This is a genomic window from Halomonas sp. DP3Y7-2 (assembly GCF_019800795.1).
GTDB classification, from domain to species: Bacteria; Pseudomonadota; Gammaproteobacteria; order Pseudomonadales; family Halomonadaceae; genus Halomonas; species Halomonas litopenaei_A.
Map to the genome: position 1 here is coordinate 268,027 of NZ_JAHVKJ010000005.1, position 24,436 is coordinate 292,462.

The window sequence follows — 24,436 nt, forward strand, 5'->3', positions numbered from 1 at the left end:
CAGCATCAGGCCTCCAGGAAGTCACGTGGCAGCTTCATCATCTGACGCCACAGCTTCTCGACACCCGGCTTGTGCACCAGCGAACAGCGGTACAGGCGAATCTCCAGCGGGACATCCCATTTCTCACCGCCAGCCCTGACCACGGTGCCGTTTTTCAGCTCCTGGCGCAGGCAGAAATCGGGAATCCATGCCATCCCTACCCCCTGCATCACCATAGCCTTCAAGCCCTCGGCCATCGCCGTCTCGTATACGGTGCGCAAGCGCAGCCGCAAGGGGTCATTCTTCAGCAGCATACGCACGCTGCGGCCAAGGAAGGCACCCTGGGTATAGGCCAGATAGGGCAGCGACGCATCGCCGTCAAGCGAGAAGCGTGGCTCGCCATTGGCGTCCGGCTGACACACCGGAATCATCTTGACGCTGCCGATCGAGAACGATGGGAAGACCTCCCCATCCAACTGCATGCTGGCATAGGGATCATAGTAGGCCAGCATCAAGTCGCAATTGCCTTCGCGCAGAACGTGAATGGCCTCCCCCACGTTCATCGCAACCAGGCGGGTAGGCAGCTCACCCAACCCCTTCTGCAGCCGGGAAATCCACTGCGGAAAGAAGCTCAGGGCCAGAGAGTGCGCGGCCACCACATCGAGCGCCTCATTGGCCATGGCCAGACCACGCAGGTGGCCCAACGACTCATTGAGCTGCTCGACGATGTTGCGCGCCGTGACCAGAAACAGCTGCCCCTGGGGGGTCAGGTCGATCGGCGTGGTAGAGCGGTCTACCAGTGTGACCCCTACCGCCTGCTCAAGAGAGCGAATCCTGCGACTGAAAGCGGGCTGCGTGACGTGGCGTTGACGCGCTGAGGCCGAGAAGCTCCGAGTGTTGGACAGGGCAACGAAGTCCTCGAGCCATTTCGTTTCTAGATTCACCGGTACTCCTTGAACTGTTGCCCCGTCCAACGTCGCCCTCTTCGACTAACGCTCTCGAGAGGGCAAATGGCTGTGATGGATGCCAAAGCGGCTCAATGTACCCGAAACCAGGCCCATGCCCAAGCATCGTCCCGGACTTTGTGTCGAGACCGCCGCACTTTCACCGCTGCCGTACCCTGAAGCCGTGCCTTTAAGCCATGCCTTGCTGCAACAAAACCGGACCCTACTGCACCGGCGCCAACAGATACGCGGCACGGGACACCAGCTTGCGCCACAGAGGACGTGCACGCATCTCCTCGAGCGTCACCTCACGGCAATTGGCGAAGTCCTGTTGCAGCATGGCTTCCACTTCACTGGCGAACCCGCGGTGAGGGACCAGTGCGGTAATCTCGAAATTCAGCCTGAAGGATCGATTATCGAGATTCACGGTGCCCACACTGGCGGCTTCGTCATCGATCAACATCACTTTCTGATGCAAAAAACCGGGTTGATAGCGGAACACTCGAATACCGGCCTTGATCATGTCCGGCAGAAAGGCAAAGGCCGACAGGAACACCAGCAGATGATCCGGACGCTCCGGCATCATGATACGTACATCGACGCCGCGCATGGCCGCCAGTCGTAGCGCCCCCTGCACCCCCTCGTCCGGCACGAAATAGGGGCTGGTCACCCACAGCCGATGATGCGCGCTGTGAATCTGATGCTGCACCATGAGGCTGGCCGTCTCCTGAGGATCGGCAGGACCAGAGGGCACGATCACCACCTGACGGTCACTGTCGTCAGTGGCGTCGTGATGATCGACAGCCGGCGCCCACGACAGGCTGAGCATGGTCCCCGTGGCCCAGTGCCAATCTTCCCAAAAGGCCTCCTGAAGACCCAGCACGCTGGGGCCGGTCAACTTGAGGTGGGTATCTCGCCAGGCTCCGTGTCGCGGATTTTCTCCGAGGTACTCGACGCCGACATTGAGCCCTCCGAGCCAGCCCTCGCGGCCGTCCACCACCAGAATCTTGCGGTGATTGCGGAAATTCAGCTGGAAGCGGTGACGCCAGCCTCGCGATGAATGGAAGGCGCTGACGTTGATCCCAGCGTCGCGCAAGTCCCGCAGGTAACCCTCGCTTAATTGGCGACTACCGATCTCGTCATACAGGAAGTAGACCCGTACCTGACGCTCGGCGGCACGCATCAGGTGCTGCTGCAGGCGTCGCCCCAGGGCATCATCTCGCACAATGAAAAACTGGATGAGGATGTAGGAGCGAGCGGCATCGATACCCGCGAACAGGCTATCGAAGGTTTGCTCACCATCTATCAGTAGTTCGGTGCGGTTGCCGCTGGTCAACGGCATCATGGCCAGCTTCTCGACCGCCTTGACATCGGCATGGCTTGAACTGACCAGATAGGAGTCGAACCGATCTCGGTAGCGCAGCAGCACGCGTCTCAGCAAGGTGTCGCGCTGCCCACGAGCGGATACGTAGCCGTAGAAGCGTGGACGCCCAAATACCCAGTAGGCGGGCAAGGCCAGATAGGGCATCGTCAGCAGCGAGATGATCCAGGCAATCGCGCCCTGGGAGGTACGGCTCGACATCAGCGCCATGACAGCGGAAATGGCGCCGCCGACATGTATCAAAAAGATGGCCACACCAATCAACCATGAGGTCATCGCGGGTCTCCGTCCATGTGACAAGGCACCGTATTGCATCCTCGTGCCGGCACCAGCATACCGGTAACGACGACGGCCCCGCCAGGTGGCGGAGCCGTCGTATCTCGTCAGCGCATGAGCCGCGCATCGCCAGAGGCGACGTTGGGATCACGCCACTGCCTCCCCGGCCGTCGTAGCGGCAGGGTCACACCGCTTCGGCGATGATTTCCTTCCACTTGGCCGGGCCGGTCTGATGCACCGACGTGCCCTGGCTGTCCACGGCCACGGTCACTGGCATGTCTTCCACTTCAAACTCGTAGATGGCTTCCATGCCAAGGTCTTCAAAGCCCACCACGCGGGATGCCTTGATCGCCTGGGACACCAGGTAAGCGGCGCCGCCAACGGCCATCAGGTACACCGCCTGATTATCGCGAATGGCATCGATCGCAAGCTGTCCCCGCTCGGCCTTGCCGACCATGCCCAGCAGGCCAGTCTGCTCAAGCATGGTGCGGGTGAACTTGTCCATGCGGGTCGCGGTTGTCGGTCCTGCAGGTCCGACGACCTCATTACCCACCGGATCCACCGGCCCGACGTAGTAGATGAAGCGCCCCTTCAGATCCACGGGCAGGCTTTCGCCCTTGGCCAGCATATCGACCATGCGCTTGTGAGCCGCATCGCGCCCGGTCAACAGCTTGCCGTTCAGCAGCAACGTATCACCCGGCTGCCAGCTCTGGACGTCCTCGGCGGTCACCTCATCGAGATTCACGCGCTTGACGTTGGCACCCGCCTCGCGCGTGATCTCGGGCCAGTCCTCAAGCTTGGGCGCCTTGAGCGCAGCAGGCCCGGAACCATCCAGGGTGAAATGGGCATGACGAGTGGCGGCGCAGTTGGGGATGATCGCCACCGGCTTGTTGGCTGCGTGGGTCGGGTAATCCTTGACCTTGATGTCCAGCACCGTGGTCAGTCCACCCAGACCTTGGGCGCCGATACCACTCTTGTTGACCTTGTCGAACAACTCCAGACGCAGCTCCTCGGCGCGGCTGGATGCTCCGCGGGCCTGAAGATCCTGAATATCGATCGGATCCAGCAGCGCTTCCTTGGCAAGCTCCATGGCCTTTTCAGCGGTCCCGCCGATACCAATACCCAGCATGCCCGGCGGGCACCAGCCAGCCCCCATCTTGGGCAACTGCTCCATTACCCAGTCCACCACGGAATCGGACGGGTTGAGCATGGCGAACTTGGACTTGGCCTCGCTGCCGCCGCCCTTGGCCGCGACGTGGACTTCTACCTTGTCACCCGGCACCAGCTTGTGGTGGATGACCGCGGGGGTGTTGTCCTTGGTGTTCTGGCGCTTGCCATCAGGATCAGCCAGAACCGAGGCGCGCAGCACGTTGTCAGGAAAGTTGTAGGCACGACGCACGCCCTCGTTGATCATGTCGTCGAGGCTCATGTCCGCTTCGAAGCGTACATTCATGCCGACGTGGACAAACACGGTCACGATCCCGGTGTCCTGGCAGATCGGGCGGTGCCCCGTGGCACACATGCGCGAGTTGATCAGGATCTGGGCGATGGCATCCTTCGCTGCCGGGTTCTCCTCACGCTCGTAGGCGGCCGCCATGGCGTCGATGAAGTCCTTCGGGTGATAGTAGGAAATGTACTGGAGGGCATCGGCGACACTCGTGATGAGGTCGTCCTGGCGAATCACGGTCATGGCAGACTCCTTGGCTGGGTCGGTACGCCCGCTCTCTTGGCCACGCGGAGGCAGCACGGCAGGCTTGCGAGGGGCGCTAGTGTAGCGCAATGCGCTGCGCTAGGCAGCCACTCCCCGACCCAGACAGGCGTGAAAGACGGTTCAGCGCTGGCAGCGCGGGCAGTGATACAGCCGACGCGAGGCCATGCTGATGCGTTCTATCTCGCCGCCGCAGGCGTGGCATGGCTTGCCATCCCGCTCGAACACTGCAAACCGCCACCCCCGCCGTGTGGCTCCCTGCTGCCGGGCCAGGGACACCCACTCAGCGCGGTTGGTGACCCCGGCCTGCCGGTAGGCCTGCTGCGTGATGTCAAGGATCGTGCGCGCCAGTCGCTGGCGCTCTTGAGTCGACAGATCCCGGGGGCGCCGCCCTGGAGCGACGCCGGCGAAGAACAGGATCTCTGAGCGAAGATAGTTGCCGATACCGGCCAGCAGCCCCTGGTCAAGCAGACTGTTTCCCAGCGCCCGACCGCGCCACTGCGGGGCGTCGAGACGCTCTTCGATATCCTCAGGAGTGACCTGGTGGGTCAGCAGATCTGGCCCCAATCGGCTAAGAAACGGGTGATCGGCTAGTGCATCGTGCTGCCACAGGGAGACATCAGATGCACTATAGAGACTGGCGGCGTGCTGCCCCGCTGCCAGCGATACCCGCAGCGAACGCCGCGTGGACGGGGGACGATCACACCGGTGCAGCTTCCACACACCGTACAATTGGTTGTGTGAATACAGCGTTCGTTGATCGTCAAAGTGAATCAGCAGCGCCTTGCCCCAGCAGTCCACCGATGACACCTTACGCCCTATCAGCGACGACGCCTGGACCTGAAGTTCAGAGAACGAAAACCATACATGATCGAGCCGGCGACCTTGCAACTGCTGTCCCAACCGGTCGGCGACGCGTCGAATCTCGGGACCTTCTGGCATTCTGCCTCCTGTCGGACACCGGGGGCGGCAACCATTGGCCATCAAGCGAATCGTGAGGGGCGCTACCTGCCAACGGCAGGCGATAGCGTCGCCTCAACCCTCGCCATCATGCCGGCTCCGCAGGCTGGGACCTACATCGCCCCCAGGGCAAGCTGACGCTCGCGTAACTCGTGCAAGCGATCGCGTAAACGCGCAGCCTCTTCGAATTCTAGGTTGGCGGCGGCCTCGCTCATGGCGTCCTCGACCCGCGTCATTTCCTTGCGCAATTCATCTCCCGACAGGCTGGACACGTCGTAGGTGGCTTCCGGCTCGGCCACCTTGCGATCCTTGCCCCGCCCCTTGCTCTTGCGGCTACCGGGAGCCTGGGCAGCCTCCAGAATATCGGCCACGGAGCGCGTGACCGTCTGGGGCGTGATGCCGTGCTCCTCGTTGTGGGCCATCTGCTTGGCGCGACGACGCTCGGTCTCGTCGATGGTCTTGCGCATCGAGTCAGTGATGCGATCGCCATAGAGGATGGCCTTGCCGTTGGCGTTACGCGCGGCTCGTCCGACCGTCTGAATCAGCGAACGCTCGGCACGCAGGAAGCCTTCCTTGTCCGCATCCAGAATGGCGACCAGAGACACCTCTGGTATGTCGAGGCCTTCTCGCAGCAGGTTGATGCCCACCAGCACATCGAACTTGCCCAGTCGCAGATCACGAATGATCTCGACCCGTTCGACCGTATCGATGTCGGAATGCAGGTAGCGAACCTTGACGTCATGTTCGTCCAGATACTCCGTCAGATCTTCTGCCATGCGCTTGGTCAGGGTCGTGACCAGTACCCTTTCACCGACGCCGGTACGCAACCGAATTTCGGACAGCAGATCATCCACCTGGGTCGACGCCGGCCTGACCTCGATCTGTGGATCCAGCAGTCCAGTGGGTCGCACCACCTGCTCGACGACCTGTCCGGCGTGTTCAGCCTCGTAAGGGCCGGGCGTTGCGGACACGAAGATCGTCTGCGGGCAGATCCGCTCCCACTCCTCGAAGGTCATGGGACGGTTGTCCAACGCCGAGGGCAGGCGGAAGCCATACTCCACCAGGGTTTCCTTGCGCGAGCGGTCACCCCGATACATGCCTCCTACCTGGGGCACGCTCACGTGGGACTCATCGATGAACAGCAGTGCATCGGACGGCAGATAGTCGAAGAAGGTGGGCGGCGGCTCACCGGGATTCCTTCCAGACAGGTAGCGGGAATAGTTCTCGATGCCGTTGCAGTAGCCCAACTCAAGCATCATCTCGATATCGTAGAGCGTGCGCTGCTCCAGGCGCTGAGCCTCGACCAGTCGATCTTCCTTACGCAGGAAGGCCAGACGCTCCACCAGCTCTTCCTTGATCCGGTCCACCGCCGCCAGGATGGTTTCCCTGGGGGTCACGTAGTGGCTCTTGGGATAGATGGTCATGCGCGGGACCTTGCCACGCACTTCGCCAGTCAACGGATCAAACAGGCTGATCGAGTCGATCTCGTCATCGAACAGCTCGACCCGGACCGCCTCGTCTTCGGCATCCGCCGGGAAGATATCGATGACATCGCCTCTCACCCGGTAGGTACCGCGCTTGAAGTCCATGTCGTTACGGGTGTACTGAAGTTCCGCCAGACGCCGCAGGAACCCCCGCTGGTCGATCAACTCGCCACGAGTGAAGTGCAGGCGCATCTTCAGGTACTGATCCGGGTCCCCAAGGCCATAAATCGCCGAGACCGAGACGACGATCAACGCATCACGGCGCTCCAGCAGTGCCTTGGTGGCGGACAGACGCATCTGCTCGATATGGTCGTTGATCGAGGCGTCCTTCTCGATGAAGGTGTCCGACGATGGCACGTAGGCTTCAGGCTGATAATAGTCGTAGTAGGAGACGAAATACTCGACCGCGTTATCGGGGAAAAACGCCTTGAACTCGCCGTAAAGCTGGGCGGCCAACGTCTTGTTGGGTGCCATGACGATCGTCGGCCGCTGGAGCCGCTCGACGATATTGGCCATGGTGAAGGTCTTGCCTGAGCCGGTAACCCCCAGCAGGGTCTGGTGGGCCAGGCCTGCATCGAGACCACCGACCAACCCGGAGATAGCGTTGGGCTGGTCGCCGGCGGGCTTGAACTTGGATGAAAGACGGAACGACTTGCTCATCGTGACTCCTGCAGAGGGATATTCAACAGGTCGGGGCGAAGCGACCATCCTTCAAGCCCCACCGCCATCCCCACGTCTCCGACACTAGCTACACACCATCGCTGCCACGACCAACGTGCGGTAAAGCGGTGCAACGAAAGCCAGGGTGCGGCGGAAGCCAGGCAATAGCGGCGCCCTGACGCGCTCACTCTGCCAGGGTGCGCGTGGTGATCTCGACCGTGGAGCTGGTCATCAGCCGATGAATGGGACACTTGTGGCTGATCTCTTCCAGCCGTGCCTGCATCTGAGCGTCGGCAACTCCGTGAAACGTCATCGCCACATCGAGCCGGTAGATCCCCTTGCGTTCATCACGCTCATCACGGGTGACCACCACACTAACCCCCTCCAGGGGCCATTCCTTGCGGCGAGCGTACATCTGGGCGGTGATGGCCTTGCAAGCGCCTAACGACAGGTCGAAGTAGTCGTGTGGGTCCGGTGCCAGGCCGTCTCCGCCATAGGGCACCGGCACGTCGACCAGAATGTCGTCGAAGCTCTCGATGGAAACGCGCTGCCTCAGCTTGCCGTCTTTCTCGGTGGTGACATGGATGGTCATCACTTCACCTCGATGCCGAGCTTGAGGCGCTTGATCGCCTCAATCAGTGCCTCTCGACGCGCTCTCCCCTCCACCTCGGCCCCGTGCCGACCGACTTCTACGCTGTCGACACCATCAAGCATCATCAGCGCGGTGGTGATCTGGTTGACCTGCTCGGCGCTATCCACGCCCTTAAACTCAAGAGAATATTGAGCCATCGAATATCACTTCCTGAACGCTGTGGACGAACCCGAAAGCTTAGCATGGGCAGCCATGACTGACAGCGGCGCAATCCTCCGACCTCGACCGTTCGAGTACAGGAAGGGACAAGACGGCGTCCCGACAGGCGGCGGTCGCGTGCTTGCAAAACGCTGGGTCCGCCCTCACATTGCACGCATGCGCATAACATGCATGATGCTCACATGCTGCACCCACTTCTTACCGCCGGACAGGACGGTCTCATGACGGATTGGATCACCGCGCTAGGCGGTCATATCAGCGGCCCGGATCAGGTCGAGTTTACGACCCCCGACGCGCCTCGACAGGCCCTCGACGGCACCGTGGTCACACCGCTGGTGCACCTGGGTGCTCTGGATATCACCGGCGCCGATGCCAGCGCTTTTCTGCAAGGGCAGACCAGTGCCCAGGTCCAGCACGCCAACGGTGACTTCGCGCCATTGACCTGCTTCTGCACGCCCAAGGGACGCATGCTGGCCAATGGGCAGCTCATGCAGGTGGCGCCGGACCACTATCGCCTGCTGATGCATCGCAGCCTGATCGCCCCAATGGCCAACCATCTTGGCAAGTTTGCTGCCTTCTACAAGGCATCCCTCGAGCAACGGGATGATCTGGCCATGATCGGCCTGATCGGGCAGGAGGCGGCCGCGCTGGCAGAGGTCGACTGTGACCTTAAAGCGCCAGCCGTATGGCATCAGGCCACCCAGGGCACCTTGATGGTACTGGCGCACCCGGGCCAACGGGATCGCTACGTCATCATGCTCCAGGAGCAAGATGCCAGGTCCCTACTCGAGCGCTTGGCGCAGCAATGCAGCATTGTCGGCAATGACGTCTGGCGACTGTCGGATATTCAGGCGGGGCTGCATTTCATTGACGCCAACCAGCAGGACAGCTTCTTGCCCCAGATGCTCAACTGGGAGGGGCTGGCCGGCATCAGCTTCAAGAAAGGCTGCTACACCGGACAGGAGGTCGTCGCCCGAGCGCACTTCCGTGGCCAGGTAAAGAAGCGTCTCTACCGGGCCCAGCTTGAAGGCACTCAATTACCGGCCGCAGGCTCTGACGTGCTGGATTCAGAAGGAAAGCGCCAGGGTGAGGTCGTCGCAAGCGCCCTGGACGCCTACGCACAGGTAGAGGTGTTGGCCGTCCTCAACACCAAGGCGGAGGAGATGGCGCTTGAGGCCGAGGGCCAGAAGTGCAAGTTGCTGCATTTGCCCTATGCGGTGGAACGGCTTGATCCAGAGACGCTGGTCTAGGTCTCAGAACGATACAGCGAGGCTGCCATCATCCGGGTGGCAGCCGAAACACCCTGCGGGCGTTAGCGCTGCTGCAGTCTGCCACCCGCTCGATGGTCTGCCGTCGCAGCTCGGCTACGCAGTCGCATACCTGGGCCACCCTGGCAGGCTCGTTGCGCTGCCCCTGATGGCCGCATAGCGGCATGTCTGGACTGTCGCTCTCCAGCAGGAAACCGTCATCAGGTAGCGAGACGACGGCCCGCCTCAGCCTCGCCGCGCGCGGATAGGTCACCGCTCCCCCCAGGCCCAGCACGAAACCCAGGTCCAGGAACCGGCTCGCCTGCTGCGCGGACCCGGAAAAGGCATGAATGACGCCACCGGCCGGCAGCGCCAGCTGACGCAGTCGCTTGGCCACCTCGTCATTGGCCCGCACGCAATGCACCACCACCGGCAAGTCGCGTTCCTTGGCCAGCGCCAGCTGGGCATCGAACAGTCGCCACTGCTGCTCGAGAGTATCGCCAAAGCGGGCATCGATACCGCATTCACCCACGGCGACACACTCGGGATGCTGATCCAGGGCCCGTGCCAGCGCCGCCAGATCGTCGTCACCACCACTCAGGTGATGATGGGCAAGAAACACCGGGTGTAACCCCAGGCAGACATGCACACGATCGTGATGGCTCTGCTGCAGGGTTGCCTGCCATCCTTGGCGATGGGTGCCCGCCACCACCAGTTGATCGACGCCGGCGTGACGCGCCCTGGCCAGGACAGCGTCACGATCGGGATCAAATGCCGCGTTGTCCAGATGACAATGGGCGTCGATCAACATGTCAGTGCTCGCGGGTCTCGCGGAATCGAATGTCCGGCCAGCGCTCCTGGGTCATCTGCAGGTTGACCCGGGTCGGCGCGATATAGGTGAGATAACCACCGCCATCGATGGCCAGGTTGGCACTGGCTTTGCGCTTGAATTCCTCAAGCATCTTGGCATCGTCGCAGTAGACCCAGCGCGCCGTATTGACGTTCACGCCCTCGTAGATGCAATCGACCTTGTACTCTTCCTTCAGGCGATGGGCGACCACATCGAACTGCAGGGTACCCACCGCGCCAAGGATCAGGTCATTGTTGTCCACCGGCATGAACACCTGGGTCGCCCCCTCTTCCGACAGCTGCTGCAGGCCTTTCTGCAGGGCCTTCATCTTCAGCGGATCCTTCAGCCGCACGCGCTTGAACAGCTCAGGTGCGAAGTGCGGAATCCCGGTGAAGCGCATATCCTCAACTTGCGTGAAGGTATCGCCGATCTGAATCGTGCCGTGGTTGTGCAGACCGATGATGTCACCCGGCCAGGCCTCTTCCACATGCGCACGGTCTGCCGCCATGAAGGTCAGGGCGTCGGCAATCTTGACGTCCTTCTTGATACGCACGTGGCGCATCTTCATGTTCTTCTCGTACTTGCCCGAGCATACCCGCAGGAAGGCAATGCGATCGCGGTGGTTGGGATCCATGTTGGCCTGGATCTTGAACACGAACCCAGTGAAGCGCTCGTCTTCCGCGGGCACCTCGCGCACATCGGTCTCCCGCGATTGGGGCGGCGGCGCGTACTCGACAAAGCCATCGAGCATCTCGCGCACACCAAAGTTACCCATCGCTGTACCAAAGTACACCGGCGTCAGCTCCCCACGGCGGTACGCCTCAAGGTCGAACGTATGGGAAGCACCGCGCACCAGCTCTACCTCCATGCGCAGTTCTTCAGCCACATCTTCCCCGAGCACGGCGTCGACCTCGGGGCTGTCCAATCCCTCGATGCGCTTGTCATCGGGGATTCGGTTGCCCTGCCCCTGGGTGTAGAGGTGAATGACATCATTGTAGAGGTGATAGACGCCCTTGAACTGGCGCCCCATCCCGATCGGCCAGGTCATGGGCGCGCACTGGATGTTCAGCACGGTCTCGACCTCATCCATCACCTCGATGGGATCACGGATATCGCGGTCCATCTTGTTGACGAAGGTCAGGATCGGGGTGGTACGCAGGCGGCAGACCTCCATCAGCTTGATGGTGCGATCCTCGACCCCCTTGGCGCCATCGATGACCATCAGGGCAGAGTCCACCGCGGTCAGGGTGCGATAGGTATCTTCAGAGAAGTCTTCGTGCCCGGGGGTGTCGAGCAGGTTGACCATGCGTCCGCCATAGGGGAACTGCATGACCGAGGTCGTCACCGAGATCCCCCGCTCCTGCTCCATTTTCATCCAGTCCGAGGTGGCATGACGATCATCACGCTTGCTCTTCACCGACCCCGCCATCTGGATGGCATTTCCGAACAGCAGCATTTTTTCGGTGATGGTGGTCTTACCCGCATCCGGGTGACTGATGATGGCAAAGGTACGCCGAAGCCCGGTTTCCTGGGCCTGCTTGGGGTTGGACATGAAGACTTACGCCTGCTTGCTCGTCGAGTGGGGACACGGGCACTTAGGCGCCGTGTGCAAAGTCGCCATGATACCGCGACGAGGCCCCTGCCTGCATCCACCCAGACGGGACATCCGCTGCCGCCCCTCCCCAGCCTGAGCCTGAATGGATATCCGGGAAACCTCCACGGGCCAGTCCAGTTTCCCTTGAGTTGGCCGAAAACGCCCAGGAGCTAGGCGCAGGCACTTTTCAGACGAGCCCTAGGCCAGACTCTCCTCTATATGCTCCGCCAGATAGTCAATAAACACGCGCACCTTGGGTGGCAGCCCACTACGACTGGGAAACACCGCGTGAAATTCCAGCGTCGGGCCACGCCAGGACGGCAGTACGGCCTCCAGGGCCCCTTCCGCGAGGTGGGGCCTGGCCATCAGCGAGGTCCCAAAATAGATACCATGCCCCCCCAGAGCAGTGTTCAGCGCCGACAGCGGTTCGTTGGAGACCAGCGCAGGCCTTAGCTGCACACGCAGGGCTTCATGCTCCGGCTGCCAGAGCTGCCACACCACCCGCTCTCTCTCGGGGTTGGGCGATTGGGCAAGCGTTACGTGGTTGACCAGTTCGTCCGGGTGGCTAGGCCGTCCATGACGGTCCAGGTACCTGGGGCTTGCGTACAGCCGCATCACCGCTTCGCCCAGTTTACGAAAGCGATAGCCCCCCTGCTCCACCGGCCCCACATGAAGCGCGATATCCGTTCCCTCGGCAAGCAGGTCCACCGAGGTATCGTTCAGGGTCAGTTGCAGGCGGATATCTGGATACTGCTGCAGAAAACCTCCTAACAGCGGCGCCAGGTACTGAGAACCAAAGGTGTAGAGCGACGCCACCTTCAGCACACCACTCGGGGTCGACTGCAGCTGGCCCACGGCCAGCTGTGCATCTTCGACCTCCCGCCGCATGGCCACACAGTGTTGATAGAACACCGCGCCGGCCTCGGTCAGGTGCATACGCCGGGTGGTGCGCTCCAGCAGCCGTATCCCCAGGTTGCGTTCCAGCTCCCTCAACTTGCGACTCAAGGTGCTGGAGGGTATTCCCAGCCGCTCAGAGGCTTGCCCGAAGCTTCCTAGATCCACGATGCAGGCGAACCACAGCATGCTGTTGGCATTCGGGTAGGTCATGACGCTCGCTTCCTTGTTCCATGGACACCCACGATTAGAGCCGATCCTGGCTATCGTCACCTTGCTCAGCGCCAGCAAAACCGTCGCTCAGCTGACGCCTTGTCTCCTGCGGGGCTCTCTTAAGGGCTCTCTTGAGGGGTCTCTTGAGGGGTCTCTTGAGGGCTATCTCAGGCACGACTCCAGCCACTATCCCATCGACGACATTATTTTCTCCAATATCCGCGTTTTTCTCGTGGTCGGGGCTCCCTACAGTGGAGTCAGCCGTGATGCCAAGAGAGGAAACAATAATGCCAAGCGCAGAGACTCGCCTCACACTGACCGTACGCCGGATTCGCCAGCTGACCCCCACCATCAAAGCCTTCGAGCTGGTATCCCCTGACGGCCAGCCGCTGCCAACCTTCACTCCCGGCGCACACCTGAAAGTAGAGGTCCAGCTAGCTGACGGCAGTCGGGATGAGCGTGCCTACTCCCTGGTCAATAGCCAGGACCCCACCTCTCACTACGAGATTGCCGTGCAGCTGGAGCCAGAAAGCCGCGGTGGTTCCGCCTACATGCATGGTTTGAAGGAAGGTGTCACTGTTGGCGCATCCTGTCCACGCAACGACTTCCCTCTGGCACAGGATGGCACGCACCACGTCCTGATCGCCGGCGGCATCGGTATCACCCCCATACTCTCGATGGCCGCACAGTTGCAGGCACAGGGCGCCTCTTATGAGATGCATGTCGGCGCTCGAGCGCCGGGGCTTATGGCCTATCGAGCACATATCGAAAGCCTGTGCGGTCAGCATGCTCACCTGTGCTTCGACGGTGGAGATCCGAGCAAAGGCCTGCAGCTCGCTACCCTGATGGGTCCCCCAGCCCCCGGCAAGCACGTCTATGTCTGTGGCCCTCGCGGGCTGATCGACGCCGTCATTGCAACGGCCAAGGCCAACGGTTGGGAAGCGGAACAGGTGCATTTTGAACTGTTTGCGAGTACCGCACAGCAGACAGGTGACACCGGCTTCCAGGTTGAACTGACCGAATCCGGCATGACCCTCGAGGTGCCGCCGGACAAGACCATTCTGGAAGTGATGATCGCCGCCGGCCTGGACCCCTTGTACGACTGCAATCGCGGTGAATGCGGCGTCTGCGCGGTGGACGTCATCGACGGCACCCCAGAGCACCGCGACTACTGCCTGAGCGAAGAAGACCACGAGTCAAATAGTTCCATGTGCATCTGCGTATCGCGATCCACGACCCCCAGTCTGTCACTCAAAGCGTAACCCCCTTGATCCATTGATAGCCCCATCGAGTAGATACCACCGAAACACACGACCGAACAACAGGACCGAATAACAAGAGAGGAGAAACACCATGGCTCAATTCATTCGCAATGCCTGGTACGTCGCTGCCTGGAGCGAAGAAGTGCAGCGCAAGCTACTGCCACGCACCATTCTCAATGAACCCGTGGTCATGTATCGCCGCGAGAACGGCGAACCCGCCGCCCTTCTCGACAGCTGCCCTCACAAGCTGGCGCCACTATCGTTGGGCGAGTTGAAAGGCGACGAGGTCGAATGTGGTTACCACGGCATGATGTTCGACTGCACAGGCAAGTGTTCGCGCATCCCTGGACAGCCCAATATTCCGCCCAGCGCCAAGGTGCGAGCCTTCCCGGTCGTGGAACGCTACAACGCCGTATGGATCTGGATGGGTGAACCCGAGCTTGCCGACCCCTCGCAGATTGTGGAGGTGCCCCACTACGGTGAAGACGGCTGGGGACTGGTGGATGGCCAGTATCTGCACTTCAAGTCGAACTATCTGAACATCACCGACAACCTGGTGGATCCAGCCCATACGACCTATGTGCACAAGCGTACCATCGGTGGTGCCAGCGCCAGCGACGTCAGCGTCAAGGTAGAACAGGGCGACAGCCACGTACTGGCCTACCGCTGGATCAAGGATGAGCCGCCGGTCCCGCTGTTCGAAAAGATGGGTAACTTCAAGGGGAATACCGACCGCTGGCAGTACTATTACCTGCACATGCCGTCGGTGTCCTACGTCGATTTCGGCGGCATCGATACCGGCGTCGAACCTACCGAGGACAACAAGGACAAGGGACTACGCTCCTACAGCTTCAATTTCCTGACGCCTGAAACCGACTCGACCACCCACTACTTCTGGCTGCACGTGCGCAACTATCACCCCACCAACGACGACGTCGATCGCGACGTGGAGCACTTGATGACCCTGACCTTCAACGAGGACCTCGACATTCTTGAGGAAATTCAGAAGGAACAGGATCGTACCGGCATTCGTGAGCGGGTCCGTCTGGGTATCGACAACGCCCCTGCCAGGATCCGCAAGATGGTCGAGCGCCGGGTCGCGGCAGAACAACCCACCGACTCTGCCTGATCCTTCATCGCTGCCATGGCGCCCGCTCACGGGCGCGTGCACCCACCCACCAGCGCCACCCGGGAGCCTCGTCTGCCGGGTGGCGCCGGCCGTTAGCGCCTGCACGCAAGCCTCCTTCGAAAGCCTCCCTCTAAAGCCACCGACTAGCGGTACTGTCATCGCCACGGGCACCAGACACCGTAGTGACATATCTCTGCGATCAGTTTGTCACGCGCCGGAACGACACTATTTCCCGTCGTCAGCGCTCGGTTTGACCCACTCCACGCTATCCAGGCCACGCTATCCACGCCTGGCTGCGCACCCAATCCGTGAGTAGCACAGAGGTGGCAAAACAGAAGGGCTCTGAGCAGCAACGCTTAAGACGTGTTGCCGCCTCATGTCGACACCCTGATACGCAACCGATTGCCCATGCCAGGCACATGATCTGGGAAGTCGACAACGTCTCTTGATAGTCCCTATCGGTAGTTCTTCGATAGTCCCTATCGATAGCCCCTATCGAAAGCCCCCTATCAATAGCCCCCGGTCGCGACCTCTGCCCGCTGACGACAGCATTCCCCGGACCGTATGACAAGGAGAGCCCCATGTTTACCACACGACGCCAGTTTCTCGGCCTAGGCCTCAAGGCCGGGGCGGGACTAGGATTGATGACCGCGGCCCCAGGCATTGTGCTTGCCGAGGCACGCCGCCCCCTGCTGACCTCAGGCGTGATGACCGGCGATGTTACCCAGGACCGCGCCATTCTCTGGTCCCGTGTAGACCGTCCCGCCCAGATGCTGGTGGAGATCGCGGACAACCCGACATTCGCCAACGCCCGCACGTTACAGGGTCCTACCGCCCTGCCCACCAGTGGCCTGACCACGAAGCTGGATATCACCGGGCTGGGCGACATGGAAGAAGTGCATTACCGCGTGCGCTACGCAGCGCTCGGCGATGCCCGAGCCCTGAGCGAGCCCACGGTGGGCCGATTGGTCATGCCAGGCCAGCGCGCACGCTCGGTGCGCTTCGTGTGGTCCGGGGATACCGTCGGTCAGGGCTGGGGCATCGATGAGTCACGGGGCGGCATGCGCATCTACGACACGATGCTCAAGCAGTCTCCGGACTTCTTCCTGCACTCCGGGGACACTATCTACGCCGACGGCCCGCTCGAGGAAACGGTCAATCTGGAAGACGGTAGCATCTGGCGCAATCGCATGACCGAAGCCAAGAGCAAGGTTGCCGAGACCCTGGAAGAGTACCGCGGCCAGTATGTCTACAACCTGCTGGATGACAACCTCAAGCGCTTCAATGCCCAGGTGCCGATGTTTGCCCAATGGGATGATCACGAGACGGTCAACAACTGGTACCCCGGGGAAATCCTTGATGATCCCCGCTACAGCGAAAAGAACGTCTCCCTGCTGGCGGCACGAGCGCGTCGTGCCTTCCTGGAACACATGCCGATTCGTCAGCGGCCAGAAGCCCCGGAGATGATCCGCCGGCGTTTCCACTATGGGCCAGAGCTCGAGATGTTCATGCTCGACATGCGCACCCATCGCGCCGCCAACAGCACCAATCAGCAGGCCGCCACGGACCCGGCATCGGCCTTGATGGGGCAGCGCCAAGTGGATGATCTGATCGAGGCATTGAAGGCGTCCACGGCCACCTGGAAGATCATTGCCTCCGACATGCCAGTAGGCCTGGTGGTCGGTGATGGCGACAACTTTGAAGCGGTCGCCAACGCAGATGACGGGTTGCCGTCCGGCCGTGAGCATGAGATCGCGCGTTTGCTCAAGGCCATCGCCGACCACCGCATTACCAATGTGGTCTGGCTGACCGCCGACGTGCACTATACCGCCGCTCACCATTACGCACCGGAGCGCGCCAGCTTCAAGCACTTCACCCCGTTCTGGGAGTTCGTCAGCGGACCGCTTCACGCAGGCACCTTTGGCCCCAACACACTGGACGGCACCTTCGGGCCGCAAGTGGTGTTCCAGAAGGCCCCCGCCGATGGTCGCGTCAACCTGCCGCCAAGCGAGGGGTACCAGTTCTTCGGCCAGGTCGACCTGGACGGTGACAGCCTGGCCCTGACCGTTACCCTCAAGGACGTGGAAGGCGCCACCCTGCATCAGCAAGTCCTGACACCTGAGACGGCATAAGCCGCTGGATCAACCCACCTTTCAGGCGCGCAGAGCAGGCGCCTGATGAGACTGCGGGCAGGTGATGCTGGAATCGATTACCTGCCCGCTTGCTGGACGTGCACCTGCCGTCTGTTTGTCCCAGCACGCCCCTATCCCAGGACGTCCCTCTCCCAGAACGAGCCTATCGGATGCCGACGATCGCTGACCTGTCGGGCATCAAGCATCAAGGTTCCTGTGGCTGATCTGGCGATGGCTGCCCTGGCGATCTGTGGCGGCGGGCATAAAGCCACTCTCTCAGGTGCTCAAGGTAGCTGAGCAGCACTGGAATCACCGCCAGTACCAGCAAGGTCGACACCCCAAGGCCAAAGGCAATCGTGACCGCCATGGGAATCAGGAACTGGGCCTGAAGCGATGTCTCGAACAGCAGTGGCGTCAAGCCGCCGATGGTCGTCAGTGAGGTCAGGAAGACCGCGCGAACCCGCTGCACCACCGCCTCGTTCAACGCCTCGTCGATGCCAAGCCCTTTTTCTCGCTGAATGCGATAGAACGCGACCAGAATGATGGCGTTATTGACGACAATGCCGGACAGTCCAAACAGCCCGAAGATCGACAGGATCGTCAGGTCGAGCCCCATGAACCAGTGACCCAGCAGCGCACCGGTCAGCGCCAGCGGAATCGTTGCCATCACGATCAGGGGCAGGCTCCAGGACGCGAACACCCAGGTCAGCACCACGTACATGAGGCCAAGACCGATGATCAGCCCGGTCTGCATATCCGCAAAGGTCTCCCGCTGGTCCGCGGCCAAGCCCTCGTAGCTGTAGCGCAGGTGGTAGCGTTCAGACAGCGCCGGGAGCACCGACGCCTCAAGCGCCGCAATCACTTCCTCGGTGTTGGTGACTTCGCTGTCGAGATCGGCCCCTACCTCGATGGCCAACTGACCATCCGCATGCCTCAGCGCCTCGAAACCCTGCCGGTGCTTCAGCGTCATGACCTGGTCCAGGGGCACCAGACGTCCATCATCAACCCGAATCATCAGCCGCGGTAGCGTTGCCAGGTGATCACGCTGCTGCTTCGGCAACAGCACCCTGACTTCGATTTCATCGGCACCGTCCTGATAGGTCTGAACCAGCACCCCGTCGAAGGCAGCCCGCAGCTGATCACCCAGCTCCCGTGTCGAAAGGCCCAGGGCCTGGCCATAGTCGTTGACGGAGTAGATCAGCTGCTCGCGCCCCCAGGGCATGTCATCCTCGGGCTCCAGCACGCCGGGTATCTGTTCCAGGCTCAGCGCCAGCGACTCGGCCGCGCGCTTGAGCTCCTCGGCAGATTCACCGGTCAGGCGAACGTTGACGTCCTTGCCGGGCGGACCACTGGTCTGCTCGACGATGGTCAGGGTATCCAGCCCAGGACGTTCTGTTAGCCGTTCACGCCAGGCACGAATGAAGGCCAGGTTGCGCACATCTCGCTGATCCGATGGCACCAGCTCCACCAAAATGCTGCCGACGTTATCCCCCGTACGACCGCTACCGTCCACCGCAAGGGTGCTGCCAATACGCACTACGGCGTGTTTGACCAGATCCCCGCCGAGCGCTTGCTCGGTGTCGTCGAGGCCATCTACCATGTCCTCCAGATATTCCTCCACCTGATCCCTGGCGGTACCCGTCACAAAGCTGAGGTTGGCATACAGCACACTGGGTTCCGGGGCGGGAAAGAAGTTGAAGGCGAGGCGTCCCCCTGCCAGCAGACCAATGGTGAGTATCACCAGGGCGATGGCGGCAGAGAGGGTCACGGCCCGATGGCGCAGCGTCGTCTGGGAGAAGCGCCGAAACGGCCCCTCTCGAAAACGGTCGAAGCCACGATCGAACCGAGCTCTAAGGCGGTTAAGCCACCCCCCGCCAGCCTTCTCGGCAGTCACGCCAAAGGCATTTCGAAGATGGGCCGGGAGCACCACGAAACACTCCAGCAGCGAGGCCACCAGAACGCAGATCATGACCACCGGGATATCGCGCAGGATATTGCCGATGATGCCCCCCACCATCAGCAGTGGCATGAAGGCTGCGACGGTGGTCAGGGATGAGGCGACCACCGGCCATAACATGCGGTTAGCGGCCCCCGATGAGGCCAGCCGCGCGGGTTCACCGGCCCGGAAGTGGGCATCAGCGTCCTCACCGACGACGATGGCATCATCCACGATCACCCCCAGCGCCATGATCAACGCAAACAGTGACATCATGTTGACGGATCCACCGATCAGCCAGAACACGGCCATGGCGCCAAGAAACGCCGTCGGAATGCCAATGGCGACCCACAGGGCCACCCTGGCGGGAAGAAATAGATAGAGCAGGCCCAGGACCAGGACCAGGCCGCCCAGACCATTGTTGATCAACAGCCCAATACGTTCGGAGAGGAACTGCCAGCTCTCATCGTAGACATCCAGCTTGATGCTCTGGGGCAGATTGGGCCGAGTGGTGTCCAGCCATTGCTGCAGCGTGGTGGCGGCCTCCAGCGAGTTGCCGCTCTCGGAGCGCTGCAGCACCAGCTCGATCGCAGGTCGCCCTGCATACTGCATGGCCATCTGCCGGGGACGATCTTCCTGACGGATAAAGGCGATATCTCCCAGTGCCAGGCGCACGCGTTGTCCGCCACGCACCGCGATATCGGCAAACTCCTGGGCATCACGGCGCTGCTGCACCGCACGTAATTCCCGCTCGCCGTCCTGGCTGCCGAGAAGTCCCGCCGGCAGGTCAACGGACATACCATCGAGACGCTGGGCCACCTCCGGCAGCGTCAAGTCAAGCTGCCCCAGACGCTCCACAGGCACCTGCACACTGATCTGCTGCTCAGGCATGCCATCGAGGACCACCCGATCGATACCCGCCGCCAGCAGCTCGTCCTCGAAGCGCCTTGCCAGGCTCCGCAGCGCCTGCGCATCCACGTCACCAGACACCAGCAGGCGGGCGACCGGTTCATACTCCTTGGCCCGGGCCACCCGGGGCTCTTCTGCAGCACTCGGCAAGTTATCGAAGCCGTCAACCTGCTCGCGTACATCGTCCAGCGCCAGCACCGGGTCGGTCCCCTCGTAGAACTCCAGAGTTATGCTCGACACCCCCTGGGCGGAGGTCGACGTCATTCGCTTGAGTCCATCAAGGTTGCGCAGCCGCTGCTCTAGCGGGATCGTGATGCCCTGCTCGACGTCCTCGGCCGAGGCACCGGTGTAGACCGTCTGTACCGACACGATGTCCAGGGCAAAGTCCGGAAAGAACTGGATGTTCATCCGGCTCAGCCCAAGCACCCCACCCATCAGCATGACCACCATCACCAGGTTGGCGGCGACCCGATGACGTGTGAAGAAACCGATGACACCCGAGGACCGTGGGTCGTTGCTCACGGCGCGTCCTCCTCGATGGATGCGCTGCCGGCAACCGTGGCCGTGTCGGTGGTACTCTGCTCCTGTGACGGAGTCTGGGTCTGAGATGAACGCTGGGCTGGCGGCTGGGAGGTTGATTCGGACTCACGGGAAGACAGATCCGTCACCCGCAGCCCTTCGATGGCATTGGGCAGGTGAGTCGTGGCCAAGCGTTGCCCATCGGCCAGGCCCTCACCGCTGATGATCATCCAGGAGCCACCGCCTGGCCCCGGCGCTTCGCCGTGCCGGGTCACGCTGATGGGGACCAGGCGGCCTTGCTCGATCACATAGATTCGGTCCGCCCCATACACGGCGCTGAACGGGATCAAGGCGCTGTCAGCAACCGCCGGACGCTCGACGAACAGCGACACCAATGCCCCAGGACGCAGACGTGGCGTCGACGGCAGCGCCTCGAAGATGGCTTCCGTACCGGCAGGATCTCCCTGACCGGACAAGGCCCGTAGCCGATAGCGTCCCCCTTCGTCGTCAAAGGCGTAGACGTCGACGCCCTGGTCGAGACCTGTCATCAACTCCGCCTGCACACCACGAGGCACCCTCGCCCGCACCTCGAGGCCAGCAAGAGGTATCAATTCGAGCAACGGGTCTCCATCGCGGACACGGTCCCCAGGGGCAATCTGGACCTGACTGACTATCCCCGCAAAGGGTGCCTGGACCCTGGCCCGCCTGGCGTCTCGACGCGCCTCTGACAAGGCAGCCTGTGCCTGGCGTCGCTGTGCTTCCAGGCTGGCCAGCCTGGCCGGATGACCGTCAAGCTCGCCTTGACGACTCACCAGAGTGACCTGAGCGCGGGCAATGTCATTTTCATCGGCGTCCAGCTCAGCACGGGAGGCCAGGTTTCGGTTGACCAGGGATCGCATGCGTTCAAGCTGGCTTCTGGCATTGTTCAGCAGCTCCTGCTCCCGAGCCAGCGCCTTGCCGTCGCTGTCGAAGCGAACCTGCTCGGCCTCCACCTCCGCGTCCAGTCGCGCCACCTCAGACTCCGCCCGCGCCAGCACCGGGTCGACATCCTCGTCAGCCAGCGCCACCAGCAGGTCACCCTCGGCCACGTGTTCGCCCTCGCGCACAGGGCGCTCGGCGATATGCCCATCCAGGGAGGCCATCAGCTCGACCCGGTCGGGCGCGACCACTTCCCCATACAGCGCCAGTCTGGGCGTGTGGCGCCCCAGAGAGAGCGTCATTGCCGATACTGGCCATTCCCGCTCTGCAACCGTCACCGGTGGCGGCGTCGGCCGGGTCGCCTTGAGCAGCAGAAATCCTCCGACCCCGAGCCCTAGAATCAACAGCGGTAACAGTCGCTTCAACATGTACATCCAGTCCCTTGTTCTTGCATCAACGGCCGCTGGCTTGGCCAAGCGTGAGTGCCGTCGATGTCCGCACCAGCGCAATGTCTGCGCTACCGATATTCCCGCAAGCGCTGTCATTGCGTTGCCGACACTGCGCTACCAGGGGTGTTCCGCCTGCCCAGGTCAGCGACGCGGCCTCAGCGCTGCCGCCACATCAGCTTGCCACTGTTGCTCAGCTGGGGTGACAACGCAATCGCCAGGCTCCAAAGCTCTTGATCTGGGCAAGCAAGCTCGAGACATACGACGGTCCATTGCGCGATGCGGTATCATGCCGCCACTTAATGAGGGAGACATCATGCAAGCCGCACTTCCGCTACCCCTATCGACGCCAAACCGTAATCTGGTTCGCCTCACCTTCGTGCGGGGAATCACCTGGACCGGCTTCCTGGTGGCCATCATCGTGGGTATCGAGCTGCTGGACTTCGCCCTGGATGTCCCTGCCGTCATCGCCGTGATTGTGGCCATGGGCGTCATCAACATCGCCACCTGGTGGCGACTCGGCCGCCCCCGGGATGTCAGCCACCACGAGTATCTACTCCACCTGCTGCTGGACGTCGCCGGCCTGACGCTGTTGTTCTATTTCACTGGTGGGGCCACCAATCCCTTTATCACCTACTATCTGGTACCGGTAACCATCGCCGCCGCCACCTTGCCCTGGCGTCATGCCTGGATTCTGGCCATCACGGCCATGGCCTGCTACAGCGCGCTGATGGTGGTCTATCACCCCGTACCGCAGCTGGGCTCTCACTATGCCTCGAGCGTGAACCTGCATGTGCTCGGCATGTGGCTCAATTTCTTCCTGTCTGCCGGTCTGGTCACCTTCTTCATCTACAAGATGGCCCACGCACTGCGCCATCGGGAGCAGGCCCTGGCCCGAACTCGGGAGGCCGCGCTGCGCTCCGAACAGGTGCTGGCCGTGGCAACACAGGCCGCCGGCACCGCCCATGAGCTGGGTACCCCACTGTCGACCATGGCGGTCGTGCTGTCCGAATTGAAGAGTGAACATGCCGACCATCCACGCCTGGTGGAGGATATTGACCTGCTGCGCCAGCAGGTCGATACCTGCAAGGCCCGCCTGCGCCATCTCGTCGACAGCGCCGACCTGCAACGCAAGGATGAGCCCAAACGACTCGATGCCAGGACCTGGCTTGAAGGGGTGATCGATCGCTGGCGTGTCCTGCGACCGGATGTCACCCATGAAGTCAGTGTCTTGCGACGCCGGGGACAACCGATGATTGCCGTCGATACCACCCTGGACCAGGCGCTGACCAACCTGCTGAACAATGCGGCCGATGCACGACCGGACGACATCGCGATCCAGCTCGACTGGACGGCGGACCAGGTCGTCATCGACATTCGCGACCACGGTCCGGGCATTCCCATGTCGATTGCCGATCAGCTGGGCGACACCTTCGTCTCTACCAAGAGCAAGGGACTTGGTATTGGACTGTTTCTTACCCATGCCACCATCAATCGCTTCGGCGGTGGCGTCAGTCTGTATAATCACCCCGAAGGCGGCACCTTGACCGAGGTGTCACTGCCCCGCGTCAGCTGAGTCTCCCCGATAGAGGACATCATGCAAGACACCGCACACAGGCTACTGATCATTGATGATGATGACGTCTTCTGCCACGTCCTTGAACGCGCCATGCAGCGCCGAGGACATGACGTCAAGGTGGCGCTGGACGCCACCCAGGCGCTGGAACTGGCCCGCAGTCACCAGCCCGATGTCGCCACCCTGGACCTGAAACTCGACCAGGAGTCCGGGCTCAAACTGCTGCCCGAACTGCTGGAAGTCGTTCCCCAGTGTCGCGTCGTGGTACTGACCGGCTACTCCAGCATCGCGACGGCGGTGGAGGCGATCAAGCTGGGTGCCGTCAACTACCTGTGCAAGCCGGTAGACGCCGACGAGGTGCTGGCCGCGCTAGAGCAGCGTGAAGGCAACCCCGAGACGGAAGTGGCGGACAACCCTCCCTCGATCAACCGGCTTACCTGGGAGCATATTCAAAAGGTTCTGCAGGAGCACGATGGCAATATCTCAGCCACCGCCAGAGCGCTAGGCATGCACCGCAGAACCCTGCAACGCAAGCTGCAGAAGCGCCCGGTCAGGCGCTGACGCGCTGGTGCGATGTGTCAGACGCCGGTCGACTGGTCGGCGTCTGA

General features: G+C 61.9%; 18 protein-coding genes. 6 read left to right on the forward strand and 12 right to left on the reverse strand.

Features of this window, described 5'->3' with window-relative positions; all coding sequences use genetic code 11:
- Window positions 1-5 precede the first annotated feature (5 nt).
- The 7 genes from KUV45_RS06535 to KUV45_RS06565 form a co-directional block, all read right to left on the reverse strand.
- Entirely contained in the window at window positions 6-923 is a 918-nt protein-coding gene (locus KUV45_RS06535) for a LysR substrate-binding domain-containing protein (RefSeq protein ID WP_206938627.1), read from the reverse strand.
- A 223-nt stretch (window positions 924-1,146) separates the two neighbouring features.
- The gene (cls, locus tag KUV45_RS06540) at window positions 1,147-2,580 is read right to left on the reverse strand and encodes a cardiolipin synthase (protein WP_206938625.1); all 1,434 of its coding nucleotides are present in this window, start codon (window positions 2,578-2,580) and stop codon (window positions 1,147-1,149) included.
- A 184-nt stretch (window positions 2,581-2,764) separates the two neighbouring features.
- A complete protein-coding gene (locus tag KUV45_RS06545) occupies window positions 2,765-4,270 on the reverse strand; it encodes a fumarate hydratase (RefSeq protein WP_222163840.1) in 1,506 nt (501 codons plus the stop codon).
- Window positions 4,271-4,411: 141 nt separating this feature from the next.
- Window positions 4,412-5,230: an endonuclease VIII gene (nei, locus tag KUV45_RS06550; RefSeq protein WP_222163841.1), complete on the reverse strand. Its 819-nt coding sequence runs from the start codon at window positions 5,228-5,230 to the stop codon at window positions 4,412-4,414.
- Window positions 5,231-5,361: 131 nt separating this feature from the next.
- Window positions 5,362-7,392, reverse strand: coding sequence for an excinuclease ABC subunit UvrB (gene uvrB / locus KUV45_RS06555; protein ID WP_222163842.1), 2,031 nt, complete (start codon window positions 7,390-7,392; stop codon window positions 5,362-5,364).
- A 184-nt stretch (window positions 7,393-7,576) separates the two neighbouring features.
- On the reverse strand, window positions 7,577-7,984 hold the full coding sequence (locus tag KUV45_RS06560; RefSeq protein ID WP_222163843.1) for an OsmC family protein: 408 nt from the start codon (window positions 7,982-7,984) through the stop codon (window positions 7,577-7,579).
- Window positions 7,984-8,181, reverse strand: coding sequence for a hypothetical protein (locus KUV45_RS06565; protein WP_206938615.1), 198 nt, complete (start codon window positions 8,179-8,181; stop codon window positions 7,984-7,986). The genes KUV45_RS06560 and KUV45_RS06565 overlap by 1 nt, the downstream gene beginning before the upstream one ends.
- Before the next feature lie 243 nt (window positions 8,182-8,424).
- On the opposite strand from KUV45_RS06565, the gene KUV45_RS06570 reads away from it, so the two are divergent.
- Window positions 8,425-9,453, forward strand: coding sequence for a folate-binding protein YgfZ (locus KUV45_RS06570; RefSeq protein WP_222163844.1), 1,029 nt, complete (start codon window positions 8,425-8,427; stop codon window positions 9,451-9,453).
- A gap of 28 nt (window positions 9,454-9,481) precedes the next feature.
- On the opposite strand, the gene KUV45_RS06575 is transcribed toward KUV45_RS06570, so the two are convergent.
- The 3 genes from KUV45_RS06575 to KUV45_RS06585 all read right to left on the reverse strand — a co-directional run bounded on the left by KUV45_RS06575 (window position 9,482) and on the right by KUV45_RS06585 (window position 13,001).
- Window positions 9,482-10,261, reverse strand: coding sequence for a TatD family hydrolase (locus tag KUV45_RS06575; RefSeq protein ID WP_222163845.1), 780 nt, complete (start codon window positions 10,259-10,261; stop codon window positions 9,482-9,484).
- 1 nt (window position 10,262) lies between these two features.
- Window positions 10,263-11,852 (reverse strand): peptide chain release factor 3, encoded by a 1,590-nt coding sequence (locus KUV45_RS06580; protein WP_222163846.1) that lies wholly within the window; start codon window positions 11,850-11,852, stop codon window positions 10,263-10,265.
- Between the two features lie 240 nt (window positions 11,853-12,092).
- Window positions 12,093-13,001, reverse strand: a complete 909-nt coding sequence (locus KUV45_RS06585) for a LysR substrate-binding domain-containing protein (RefSeq protein ID WP_222163847.1) — start codon at window positions 12,999-13,001, stop codon at window positions 12,093-12,095.
- A 287-nt stretch (window positions 13,002-13,288) separates the two neighbouring features.
- Between KUV45_RS06585 and KUV45_RS06590 the strand changes: the two genes are divergently transcribed.
- From KUV45_RS06590 to KUV45_RS06600, 3 genes are all read left to right on the forward strand, one after another.
- The gene (locus tag KUV45_RS06590) at window positions 13,289-14,263 is read left to right on the forward strand and encodes a PDR/VanB family oxidoreductase (protein WP_222163848.1); all 975 of its coding nucleotides are present in this window, start codon (window positions 13,289-13,291) and stop codon (window positions 14,261-14,263) included.
- Window positions 14,264-14,354: 91 nt separating this feature from the next.
- Window positions 14,355-15,392: an aromatic ring-hydroxylating dioxygenase subunit alpha gene (locus tag KUV45_RS06595; protein ID WP_222163849.1), complete on the forward strand. Its 1,038-nt coding sequence runs from the start codon at window positions 14,355-14,357 to the stop codon at window positions 15,390-15,392.
- 581 nt (window positions 15,393-15,973) lie between these two features.
- Window positions 15,974-17,524 carry an alkaline phosphatase gene (locus KUV45_RS06600; RefSeq protein ID WP_222163850.1) on the forward strand — a complete coding sequence of 517 codons (1,551 nt, stop codon included), beginning with the start codon at window positions 15,974-15,976 and terminating at the stop codon, window positions 17,522-17,524.
- Between the two features lie 205 nt (window positions 17,525-17,729).
- Here KUV45_RS06600 and KUV45_RS06605 read toward each other — a convergent pair whose 3' ends face one another.
- Both KUV45_RS06605 and KUV45_RS06610 read right to left on the reverse strand, forming a co-directional pair.
- Window positions 17,730-20,891, reverse strand: coding sequence for an efflux RND transporter permease subunit (locus tag KUV45_RS06605; RefSeq protein ID WP_224852097.1), 3,162 nt, complete (start codon window positions 20,889-20,891; stop codon window positions 17,730-17,732).
- Window positions 20,888-22,234: an efflux RND transporter periplasmic adaptor subunit gene (locus KUV45_RS06610; RefSeq protein ID WP_222163851.1), complete on the reverse strand. Its 1,347-nt coding sequence runs from the start codon at window positions 22,232-22,234 to the stop codon at window positions 20,888-20,890. The genes KUV45_RS06605 and KUV45_RS06610 overlap by 4 nt, the downstream gene beginning before the upstream one ends.
- Before the next feature lie 334 nt (window positions 22,235-22,568).
- Between KUV45_RS06610 and KUV45_RS06615 the strand changes: the two genes are divergently transcribed.
- Together KUV45_RS06615 and KUV45_RS06620 are read left to right on the forward strand one after the other, a co-directional pair.
- Window positions 22,569-23,828: an ATP-binding protein gene (locus tag KUV45_RS06615; protein ID WP_222163852.1), complete on the forward strand. Its 1,260-nt coding sequence runs from the start codon at window positions 22,569-22,571 to the stop codon at window positions 23,826-23,828.
- A gap of 21 nt (window positions 23,829-23,849) precedes the next feature.
- On the forward strand, window positions 23,850-24,389 hold the full coding sequence (locus KUV45_RS06620) for a response regulator transcription factor (protein ID WP_206938592.1): 540 nt from the start codon (window positions 23,850-23,852) through the stop codon (window positions 24,387-24,389).
- Window positions 24,390-24,436: the final 47 nt, after the last annotated feature.